This window comes from Shewanella sp. Isolate7 (assembly GCF_022398425.1).
In the GTDB taxonomy this organism is placed as follows: domain Bacteria; phylum Pseudomonadota; class Gammaproteobacteria; order Enterobacterales; family Shewanellaceae; genus Shewanella.
This window is the reverse complement of record NZ_JAKEVJ010000060.1, coordinates 18,680-29,476: the sequence shown is the minus strand read 5'-3', so window position 1 is coordinate 29,476 and position 10,797 is coordinate 18,680. Positions and strand designations below refer to the sequence as shown.

Below are 10,797 nucleotides of genomic sequence, written 5' to 3'. Positions count from 1 at the left end.
ATCCAAGGCTAAATTTTAATAATCCGATTTCAATAGTTATTGTAATTAATCCCCATAGGGTAATAATTAAATCGAGAGTTAAAAATCAAAATAACCTTGGAGGTTTATCATGAACGCCACCGCTACCGTTATTTTAAGCTATGCATTTATGTACTTTGTTTTGTTTATCATTTGTCCTCTCGTCATCGTGACCTTCGTGATGACCTGCATCAAGTTCTTTAGATCAAATGAGACTCAGCTGGTCGATGCCAGCGTAAGCATCAAGCCTCACCTGCTCGACAAGGATTCAATGCAGTTTCTCAAAGGCCTAAAGGCCATCGCCGCCAATCGCTACGATGTCCTTTACGGCGCGTCACTGGTGAATGTCGTCGACTTGGATGATTCCCTCAAAAACCACGAAGAGGTACAGGACTTCATGGAGCACTGTCACCTGGATTACGTGGTCGTCGATAATGAATCTTCTGCAGTCAAACTCGTGGTGAGCGACCCTGCGGCCAGCTCTCCAGAGCAGATGAAGTTTGTCGAAAAATGTCTAGATTACATTGGCGTACAGCTCATTAAACTCGACAAAGACAAGCATTGCGACGAAGCCTTGCTGCGTACCGCACTCGCCGCCTGATGAGCGCCTTTCACAGCAGGTATTGACGAGCGTCAACCCCTCCATTGACGCTCATCTTTCCCCACAACGTCATGCTCACTGAGGTGTAAGGATGCATTATGTGTCAAATTACCCCTTGTACTACTCTGCTGCTCAGCGTCCTCACACTTGGCCTGGTGGGCCTAACGCCCAACGCCCTAGCCGCCGACGAGCTGGCCAGCCGCAGCTGTATCAAGTGTCATAAACGCAATGGCCAGCTCGAGGGCATACATGCCAGCGACGGCCTCGCCATTCTCTGTCAGGACTGTCACGGCCCCAAAGGCAGCCATCCCAAGAAGGGATCGACCATCATGGCTTTTGGGCCCGATAGCCCCTTTACGGCTCGGCAACGCAGCGCCGTCTGCCTGACCTGTCACGATCATCAGGCGCTGGGCGAGATCGAATGGACCCACAATGTGCACGCCAACCGCCTTGGCTGCGATCAGTGTCATCGACTCCACCCCGAGGCAGATCCCATGTTGTCGCTCGATACGCAACAACACAGCCAGCTGTGTGTCGGCTGCCACCAAGTCGAACAATAGGAGGCCTGTGATGCAAGTTTCTAAACGCCAATTTCTCAAGGGAGTGGGGGCGCTACTGGCCGGTGTCTCTGTGTATGGTGTCACCCGCACGCCCCAGGCCGACTCCTTGCTGCAGCCCGAACAGGAAAGCGAGCTCAAATACGCCATGGTGCACGACGAGAATGCCTGCATCGGCTGCAACGCCTGCGTCCAGGCCTGCCGTGAGGTCAATCATATTCCCGAGGGCGTCACCCGGGTGAAGATAGAACGCAAGGGGCCCTTCGGTGAGTATCCCGATCAGAGTTACCGCTTCAGCCGCGTCTCCTGTCAGCACTGCGAAGCCGCACCCTGTGTACGGGTCTGCCCCACAGGCGCCGCCTATATCGATAAGGAGACGGGCATAGTCGCGGTCAATAGCGACCGCTGCGTCGGCTGCCAGTATTGCATCGCCGCCTGTCCCTATCAGGTGAGGTATATTCACCCCGAGACCCGCACCGCCGACAAGTGTGACTTCTGTCAGCAGAGCCGCCTGGCGCAGGGCCTGCAACCAGCCTGTGTCGAAGCCTGCCCCACCAAGGCACTGACCTTTGGTAACCTCAAGGATCCCGAATCGGATCTGGTCAAGCTGCTGAAGACCAGGCCCAGTTACCGCGCCAAGGTGGATCTGGGCACCCGGCCTAAGCTGTTCCACATTCAAACCATAGATGGGGAGATAATGCTATGAGTGCTTTTCATTTCGAAGGCCTGGTATGGCATTGGCCTATCGCCATATACCTCTTCCTCGCCGGCCTGTCTGCCGGGGCGGTATTTTTCGCCATCATGCTGAAACACTTCAAGTTATCCCACGAGGCCTGGCATTCGCCCTTCGTACAGGCGGCGGCCATTATCGCCCCGGTGGCGGTGTTTGGCGGCCTGGGGATCTTGGTATTCGACCTCACCCGGCCACTGGATTTCTGGAAGATCTTGGTGTTCTACAACACCAGTTCTGTGATGTCTATGGGGGTGCTGGTACTGATGGCCTATCAGCTGGTGCTGTTTGCCTGGATAGCCTGCGTCTTTCAGCGCCGCATCACTCAGCTACTGGATAAGCGCCTGCCTATCGCCAACAGGCTTCTGCAATGGCTGGTTCAGCAGGAGGCGGCGATCACCGGCATACTGGTGATCCTCGCCATCTCGCTTGGGGCCTACACAGGTTTCCTGCTATCGGCGCTGATCGGCTTCCCGCTGCTGAACAATCCGGTATTGCCGCTGCTGTTCCTGATCTCTGGTCTCTCCTCCGGCGCCGCCGCAACCCTGCTGGGTGGCGTACTGCTTCGGGGTAACCCCAACGGTGTCGAGGTGCGTTTCATCCACGGCATAGAGATCCCGCTGATCCTGGTGGAGATCGGCCTGCTGTTTACCTTCTTCGCCGGCTTGATCCTCTCCGGCGGCCAGAGTCAGGTCGCCGCGCTCAATGCCTTAGGCTTCGGCTTCTGGGGTTGGATATTCTGGGCCGGCGTGATCGGCATAGGCCTCACCCTGCCACTGGCCTTCAACCTGTGGATGAAGGTCTCGGCAGATCGTAAGTTCGCCTATGTGGCGGTCACCGCCAGCTTCAGCCTGATAGGGGTGTTCTTGCTGCGCAACTTTATCCTCTATACCGGCCAGATGACGGGGATCTAATCTTCACTGGCCATTTACTCGCGGGCGTCGTCTGCACTAATGAGATGCAGCGGCGCCCCATCACTCAGGTAGGCTTCATCCACCTGATCCAGGCCGTTGTAGCGGATCATGTGTCGAATCCCGTCTATGTAGGCCTGACCTCGTTCGGAATATCGCTCCAGGGTGCCCGCCAATTCCAGGCCGGTGATCGGCTTGTTGCCTTCGCGCAGCTGCGCCCTAAGGTCCCGCAGCGACTGATAGGCATTGTTGGTGTTGAGGTTAAGCAGGTAGCCCTCCACCGAGGCCAGCGGTGTGTCGAAACGGGCCAGGCCATAGTTGCCCAGCTCCTTACGCTGTTCCTTTGGCTTCATCCCCTTGCCACTAAAGTCCCACTGCCCGAAGAAGGCATTACCCTCGACGGTAAAGCGAGAGGTGGCCCAGCCACTCTCCTCCGCCGCCTGAGCCAGCACCAATGAAGGCGGCATGATATCCACCCGCTGCAGCAGCGCCTGGCGCTGCGCCTCTGTCAGGCTGCTTACCGTCTCATCGAGCAGGCGATACTTACGCGCCAGGGCCAGCAGCTCGGGGGCATCTAACTCGGCCTCGGCGATGGTTTGTCGCTCCAGTAATATCTTCTCATTGGCCACCAGGATAAGCGGCGCCATCAGGCGAAAGAACACCATCTTCTTGAGCTGCACCGGGATCTGCGACGAGGTCTGCTGCCAGCGCTCACTCACGGCCTCGAAGGTGAGCCTGGGCACCTCACGACTGCCCGCCTGCCAAGCCGCCTGGTTATAGTCCAGGCGATCAAACAGGGCGATCAGCTCATCGAGGGAATTTAATACCACATCCTCAGGCGCCTGAGTCGGCCGCGCCTCGGAGACCGTCTTGAAACTGGTCTGGGTCTGCTGGCTATCGGCGGGAGTGGCCAGCTTACTGGCATCTTCGACCTGCGGTTCCAGCCCGGCGGCGGCCAACGCGGCCGATTGTTGGCTATCCTCGCTCGGGCGATACCAGAGCGCCCAGAGTATCGCCAACGCGGCAACCACAAGCAACATAGGCAAAATCATCTTGTTTAGGCGGTTTTCTTTCGACATATCGGCTTCCTGTAACTGGTAACGACAGAGAGCAATTGGCGCCTCCACTTCTTTGTTTACTCTAATCTATCTTATTCCCTGAGTCTCTAGTGACCCTTCCTGTTTAGTTATGCAGCCGTGCGTAGACGATCAATACAAGACCGAGCTGTTGTCGTCTCAACACTCAACTGACAGCATGGCCACATGCAATGAGAGCACATATTAACAATGTAATAGGGAAGGTGCGAACAAGTCGTCGCACAGCTCTGGCTTTGATAGCAGCGACAGTTCAAGGCATTCAACTGAGGGCATGCCGAGGCCTGCTGAAGTTGAATAACGCCGAAATGGTGTTGCTATCAAAGCCCCGCAGGGCGAGGCTTACAGCGGTATTTGCTGCGTTACAGTTCTTGCGAAGGACTAGGGCCATTCGCTGCAAACTGTGCCTTGCATCTATCCACTTTAAGCACACGCAGAGCAAGCACGGTCGTCGCACAGCTCTGGCTTTGATAGCAGCGACAGTTCAAGGCATTCAACTGAGGGCATGCCGAGGCCTGCTGAAGTTGAATAACGCCGAAATGGTGTTGCTATCAAAGCCCCGCAGGGCGAGGCTTACAGCGGTATTTGCTGCGTTACAGTTCTTGCGAAGGACTAGGGCCATTCGCTGCAAACTGTGCCTTGCATCTATCCACTTTAAGCACACGCAGAGCAAGCACGGGACTTATTCGCACCTTCCATAGATTATTGCCTTAATTAAATAAATCTTTTATTTAACTCTGCATAAAATTCATCATGTACCCTAGTTAACTCTCTATAAAGCCTAACCAAAGTTTTATATTAAAACCTTATTAGAAAAGCCGCTTCAAATACCTTATTTAAAATAGACTACACAAAATCAATCTAATTTAGAAAAACACGTAACCCAGCAGAAGGCGTAAACAGGTGGATAAGAAAAGGTTAACAAGTTTTAAATTAAAGAGGTAAAAACGCACTTGAATGTGATAAGACCCACAATATTTAGGTTAATGCTATTTTAATATTGATTAAATTTTGCCTGTTTCATACATTGAATATTCGTCTCAAATTTAAATGTATCTTTTTGTATCATTTCGGCGATATATTAATTTCTACTTAGCTGGTTATATGTTGAAACAAGGAACTGTCACACTATCGAGCTTAACTCTCTTGCTTGGCCTGCTGGTACTCAGCCACCTGAGCGCCAGCCTAATGGCTGACGAGCAAAGTATCAGCTCAGACAAGACATTGATCTGTGGTGCTATTCAAGGAGATAACCTCGCCACTAAGGAGGTTGCCCCCTCAGGACAAACAGCATTCATCTCATTGCACAGGCAATGCCATTACCAGCAACCAGATAACAGCATCTTTCAGCTAAACGGTGAAACCCACGAAAGCCAAAACAGCAATGTGACACAGACTGTCGTCATCTTCTGCCTATTATTTCTCTCGGCTGGCCTTCCTTGTTATGGCCAGAGAAAATACCGTACCCCAAAAAGTATTTTGGAATCTAGCTCACTACTCATGAGCTGGATTAAGCCGATTAAGGGCATGCCTTCATAGAGCCACCAGCGTAAATATAAAGGTAACTTTCGCCATTTATATTCACGCCAATAACCAAATCTAAAAATCTAGGGAAGGTGCGAACAAGTCGTCGCACAGCTCTGGCTTTGATAGCAGCGACAGTTCAAGGCATTCAACTGAGGGCATGCCGAGGCCTGCGGAAGTTGAATAATGCCGAAATGGTGTTGCTATCAAAGCCCCGCAGGGCGAGGCTTACAGCGGTATTTGCTGCGTTACAGTTCTTGCGAAGGACTAGGGCCATTCGCTGCAAACTGTGCCTTGCATCTATCCACTTTAAGCACACGCAGAGCAAGCACGGGANTCGCACAGCTCTGGCTTTGATAGCAGCGACAGTTCAAGGCATTCAACTGAGGGCATGCCGAGGCCTGCGGAAGTTGAATAATGCCGAAATGGTGTTGCTATCAAAGCCCCGCAGGGCGAGGCTTACAGCGGTATTTGCTGCGTTACAGTTCTTGCGAAGGACTAGGGCCATTCGCTGCAAACTGTGCCTTGCATCTATCCACTTTAAGCACACGCAGAGCAAGCACGGGACTTATTCGCACCTTCCCTAGCCAAATTATTCTTGAGCTTGGCTGAATCTTCCAACTTATTAAAATGAGGTTTATTTAATGCCTTATGCACACTCACGTCTGTCGAGTGCGAATTATTGCGCGCGCTCCACTACACGGCATGCAAAATTATCCCTGGGACTAATAATGAGCCTGATGCTGTCGAGTCAGGTACTGGCAGACAATGAAAACGTTGCCGCCGCCATCGACACTAATAGCTCTCATTGGTCCGGCTATTTCAGTGCCAGCGCCGCCAGTAACACCTTCGAACAATCGGCCCCCAGCTCCTATCAGGCACTGAGTGCCAATGGCAGGATCGCCTATCGTGACAGTTGGGGCAGCATTCGTCTTTCAAGCGGCGGCGAGGTGGAGAGACGCCACAACCGCTCCTATTTCTATGACACCTTTTTAGAGTATCGCACACCCGCGAAAGCACTGGGAAATGACTGGAGCTATGTGGGCAGTGCCGGGGTTTACCTGCCTACGGGCCACACCAGCCAAGAAAACAAGTTAAGGGCCGCCCCCAGACTGGCAGGCTACCTCTTCTATCGCCCTAACCAGGACTGGAACTTCTATCTCTCGCCCCGGTTGAAATACAACGCCTACGAGCATGAGATGGGCCGTCACGGCGAACACTTTATCGAGCACAGCATCAGCCTGCTCGCCGACGCCACCTGGCAATTTATCGACAACTGGTATCTGGATGTCAACGCCTCTTACGCGATGAACAAACCCTTCAACACCAGTCGTTACGACAACCGCTTCACCATCAGCGAAGAGATCGGTTGGTCGTTTTCCCCCACCTGGATTGCGGCCATCGGCCATAACAACAGCGGTTATTTCTTCGACCCGGATCGCGGTCCGTCTCACGGCTTTACCCTCTACGACGAACGCAATTCCGTTTTTTATCTGTCAATTACCAAATATTTATAAAAAACACTTATAAATTAAACAACTAGGAGAGGTTTCAATGTACAAGAGTACTGTCGCCATCGCCATTTTGAGCGCGATAGGATTAAGCGCCTGCGGCACCGACGAGCCGTATCAGGAGGTCAAGAAAGATGAGCGAATGATCGCCGTCAAAGACTTCAAAGATGCCACCACCAGTGGCGCAGAAGGTGACCAGCTCACCTCTTCAACCACCACGGGCGAATTAGCCACCAAGCAGCCCGAACGACTCTTTCTCTACACCCGTAGCTTAGGTGAAGCACCACGTTACTCGGCACCTATCCATGGTTTCTCTCAGGGCGAAGCCAAACTGGTGACCCTGCGCATGACCGAAAACGGCATTCAACTACGCCAAATCGACAGAGACAACATAGGCCTAGATCACGACTCGCGTTACGACAACGAGTACAACAAGGCGCCTGTGCTCACGATTCCCGGCGACTACATCGATTTCCAGTGCCAACAAGACAACTGGGGGGACTGCACCAACCGCGAAGAGGAAGTCACAGATCGCAACATCACCTGGGATCAGAAGAAGTTCTTCATTCCTAAGTTTGAAGGTGCGCAGATCGCCGAAGAGAACTACACAGATCTGGTCACCTTCAAGCAGTGCACCACTGAAACCGAGTCAGCCCATCTGGTGAAAGATGGTAACTGGAAAGGCTACGAGATGGATCTCGCCAATGGGGTGATTAACTTCGAGATCGAGCACACCTATCAAGCCAATCCAGCCTGCTTCGGTAAGTTCTTCAAGGGCAGCTTCGATAACCTCTCCTTCACCACCACCGAATATATCTCGGTCGTGGCACTGGATCAGCTGGCCAGCAAAGATTTTGTCACCATCCCTTATAGCGAAGATGAAAACGGCACCTTTGGCTTCTTCCGTACCCAGCATGAATATCGCGATGGCAACAACGCCGATGGTAAAGATGGTTATATCCGTCAGTACCTAAACCACTTCAATCCGAAGAAGGAGGCGATCACCTACTTCTTAAGCAACAACTTCTTCGAACCTAAGAATAAACCTTTCCTGGATGCGGCTAAGCAGAGCATCACCGCCATCAACATCCAGAACAAGTTATTCGAAACCGGCTTGCCCGAACTTAAACTGACCCAGGCAAACGAACACCGACATGGGGATCTGCGTTACAGCAACATCACCTTGTTTGACGAACCGTTAGACAACGGCCTGGCCGGTTACGGCCCTTCTGCCGCCAACCCGCTGACCGGCGAAATCGTCAGCGGCCGAGTAGACCAGTACAGCGCTAACCTACAGCAGGGCTCGACGCGCTATTACCGTCGGGTTCAGCTGGACTACAACCGTGGCATGCTAGATCCTAACTCGGTAAAAGATCTCACCGGCATCGACTATACGCCTTCGGAAGAAGCAGTGGAGCGCGCCAATCAGGTCGCTGCCAATAAGCTGATTGCCGAGCAAAACAGTCAGAGCCAAGATCCTATGGTACGGCAACCGCGTACCGAGGCGCAGCCGCAAACCGTCATCCCTGATCTCTCAACTGATGATGCCAACAACGCCCCCTTCGAGGAGCTGGTTAATCAACATAATAAAACAGAAGCCTTCTGGGCAGAGCACAATCTGATGAGCGTCGATCAAGCCTTTGGGCTGACAGGCGGAGCACTGCGTGAACTACCACGAGGCATACAGGGCTATGAGATCGATTGGAAAGACACAAACTTCTGGGTCGATGGCATCATAGGCGGCAAGCTTAAAGATATCGAGAAGATGCCCAGCAGCTTCCAGGCAGATCTGGTGACTAAGCTGGCGGCTCAGGCGTTTGCCGGTACCCTTACCCACGAGCTAGGTCATACTCTGGGGCTAAGACACAACTTCGCCGGTAGCCGGGATCAGGCGAACTTCTTTAACGAGGAGGAGATCGCCAAGTTCAGCCAGGCCTTTAGCGAAGCGGGTTATCCTCATCTGACAGTCAAGGCTGACTTCTCCAGCCAGATGGACTACAACGCCGATCGTTTCGCCACCACCTTCCAGAAATACGATCTGGCCGCACTGCGTTTCGGCTACGGCCGCCAAGTAGAGACCCAAGATGGTACCCTTGTCTCGCTCGAAGCCGCCGATGCCAAGCGCCGCGAGGAACTACGCCAGGGTAATATCACAGGCGAGATCCAATATGGTGCCCTGCATCAGATAGGAAAAGAGAACGACCTGCGCTATTTTGCCTTCTGCACCGACGGTCATGTGTCGCTCAACAGCAACTGTAACCGCTTCGATGCCGGTACCAACAACGATGATATCGTGCAGTATTACATCGACAGCTACCACGACAGCTATGACACAATGAACGTGCGTCATAACCGTCAGACCCTATTCGAAGACCATATTCTGCCTTACACCATCAATCGTCTGCGAGGCTTCAGCGACATACGTCAGTTTGTCGAAGACACCGCCACGGTAGAAGAGCTGTTTGCCTTCGATCAAAACGATCTCGCCGAATTCTGTCCCGGCCATGAGAACTACTGGTTCTGCGCCTCACAAAGGGCGGTCGAAAAAGCTGCCGACACCTTCCTCACCGCAGCCGGTCTCAACGACATCTATCTGCATGTGACCTACCGCATGAACAGTGACGATAGCCGCGCGCTGACCAAGGTTCACTCACTGGAAGATATCTTGACTCGCCTCTATCGCCTCAATGCCAGCAAGCTGGATGAAGGTTTCGAGCTGGGTCAAATTGTCACCGCCTACGAGCAAGCGCCTGAAAAACTCAAAGAGCTGTTACTCAAGGCCGATATCGTCGAGGCCTATCAGGATCTGCTCTATGCCGATGTTTCGGCTAACAAAGGGCGCCTGCTCAACGGCATCAAGGCCCCAGCGTCGAGCCCGAACCACCCTTATGTCAACGAGCGTGACGTGCTGGGCATGTGGCCAGATAAGCTACTGGCGATGCGTCAGCTGCTAACCCGCAAGTCGCCTCGCAGCACCACTGGTCGCACCTACTACGCCTTGGCAGATTATCCTAAGGTGAAGGAGCAACTCGAAGGCATGCTGTGCCAGATGACCATGGGTAACACGGTTCAGGATATCAACCAGTATCTGACCAAGCCGGTACTGAGCGACAGCTGTAAGTCGGTGGATGCCAAGTACTATGTCAACGACGTCGATTATGCCGACCAGCATATCGAGGCACTCCCTAGCTATGCTACTTCCCTGGGACGCTACTTCGGTTTCCCTCAGAGCAGCTATGAGATGAAGGGTAAGAGTAACCTGCTGCAGATGATGCTCAAACAAGTGGTATTAGCGTCACGTGATAGCGATTATCGTGGTGAGGAGAAGGCCAGAGTCTGGCGCGAGTATGTGGGCATCCATCTTGCCAGCGACTCTGTTGCCGCCAGCAAGCAAATCGCCCTGCAGGGTAAAATCTATGTCGCCACGGAAGAAAACCAGCTGGCTCTCATGTTGATTGACCAGATCACCACCCTCAAGGCGCTTATTGCCGACTCACCCGAGCTGATGAAACATCAGATGAACAGCAAGGGAGAGACTTTCCAGCAACTGGTGGTCGACCCAATCATCGCTCGCGATGAGCGAGTGATCACTTACCTGCCTGTACTCTAAGGTCTGGTTTATTCAACCCAAAAGAAGCCGCCTGCCGGCTTCTTTTTTTTATTGGCGCTAACCACTTAGCTGCGCACCTTGCCAAAAAAATCCAAGGAGGTCATCTCTACTCTTCATGAAAACCTCACCGAATCGGTTGACAGGCCTGGGCTGCAACAAACGTAGCGAAATGTATCATCTTGTTTAAACGGTTGTTTCGCTACCCAATAATGGTTAACTTATGCGTGATAAATGTATAGGA

General features: G+C 52.8%; 8 protein-coding genes. 7 read left to right on the top strand and 1 reads right to left on the bottom strand.

Translation table 11 applies throughout. The annotated features are described in order from the left end of the window. Positions 1–109: 109 nt before the first annotated feature. The 4 genes from L1D47_RS14980 (at position 110) to nrfD (ending at position 2,820) form a co-directional block, all read left to right on the top strand. Positions 110–619, top strand: coding sequence for a DUF2726 domain-containing protein (locus tag L1D47_RS14980; protein ID WP_041510060.1), 510 nt, complete (start codon positions 110–112; stop codon positions 617–619). 98 nt (positions 620–717) lie between these two features. Next, positions 718–1,179, top strand: a complete 462-nt coding sequence (locus tag L1D47_RS14975; protein WP_239885858.1) for a cytochrome c3 family protein — start codon at positions 718–720, stop codon at positions 1,177–1,179. A 10-nt stretch (positions 1,180–1,189) separates the two neighbouring features. Beyond that, a complete protein-coding gene (locus L1D47_RS14970; protein ID WP_239885857.1) occupies positions 1,190–1,882 on the top strand; it encodes a 4Fe-4S dicluster domain-containing protein in 693 nt (230 codons plus the stop codon). Further along, complete coding sequence (gene nrfD, locus L1D47_RS14965; protein ID WP_041510057.1) at positions 1,879–2,820, top strand: cytochrome c nitrite reductase subunit NrfD; 942 nt, start codon at positions 1,879–1,881, stop codon at positions 2,818–2,820. The genes L1D47_RS14970 and nrfD overlap by 4 nt, the downstream gene beginning before the upstream one ends. A 14-nt stretch (positions 2,821–2,834) precedes the next feature. Here nrfD and L1D47_RS14960 read toward each other — a convergent pair whose 3' ends face one another. Then, positions 2,835–3,896, bottom strand: a complete 1,062-nt coding sequence (locus L1D47_RS14960; protein ID WP_239885856.1) for a glucosaminidase domain-containing protein — start codon at positions 3,894–3,896, stop codon at positions 2,835–2,837. A gap of 1,119 nt (positions 3,897–5,015) precedes the next feature. Between L1D47_RS14960 and L1D47_RS14955 the strand changes: the two genes are divergently transcribed. From L1D47_RS14955 to L1D47_RS14945, 3 genes are all read left to right on the top strand, one after another. Continuing rightward, positions 5,016–5,450 (top strand): hypothetical protein, encoded by a 435-nt coding sequence (locus tag L1D47_RS14955; protein ID WP_239885855.1) that lies wholly within the window; start codon positions 5,016–5,018, stop codon positions 5,448–5,450. Between the two features lie 716 nt (positions 5,451–6,166). Then, positions 6,167–6,952 (top strand): hypothetical protein, encoded by a 786-nt coding sequence (locus L1D47_RS14950; RefSeq protein WP_239885854.1) that lies wholly within the window; start codon positions 6,167–6,169, stop codon positions 6,950–6,952. 37 nt (positions 6,953–6,989) lie between these two features. After that, positions 6,990–10,556 (top strand): zinc-dependent metalloprotease, encoded by a 3,567-nt coding sequence (locus L1D47_RS14945; protein WP_239885853.1) that lies wholly within the window; start codon positions 6,990–6,992, stop codon positions 10,554–10,556. The last annotated feature ends 241 nt before the right edge of the window (positions 10,557–10,797 follow it).

Coding starts and splice junctions, on each gene's coding strand:
- L1D47_RS14960 (WP_239885856.1), bottom strand. CDS start 3,896: ATGTCGAAAGAAAACCGCCTAAACAAGATGATTTTGCCTATGTTGCTT.
- L1D47_RS14980 (WP_041510060.1), top strand. CDS start 110: ATGAACGCCACCGCTACCGTTATTTTAAGCTATGCATTTATGTACTTT.
- L1D47_RS14945 (WP_239885853.1), top strand. CDS start 6,990: ATGTACAAGAGTACTGTCGCCATCGCCATTTTGAGCGCGATAGGATTA.
- L1D47_RS14955 (WP_239885855.1), top strand. CDS start 5,016: ATGTTGAAACAAGGAACTGTCACACTATCGAGCTTAACTCTCTTGCTT.
- L1D47_RS14970 (WP_239885857.1), top strand. CDS start 1,190: ATGCAAGTTTCTAAACGCCAATTTCTCAAGGGAGTGGGGGCGCTACTG.
- L1D47_RS14950 (WP_239885854.1), top strand. CDS start 6,167: ATGAGCCTGATGCTGTCGAGTCAGGTACTGGCAGACAATGAAAACGTT.
- L1D47_RS14975 (WP_239885858.1), top strand. CDS start 718: ATGTGTCAAATTACCCCTTGTACTACTCTGCTGCTCAGCGTCCTCACA.
- nrfD (WP_041510057.1), top strand. CDS start 1,879: ATGAGTGCTTTTCATTTCGAAGGCCTGGTATGGCATTGGCCTATCGCC.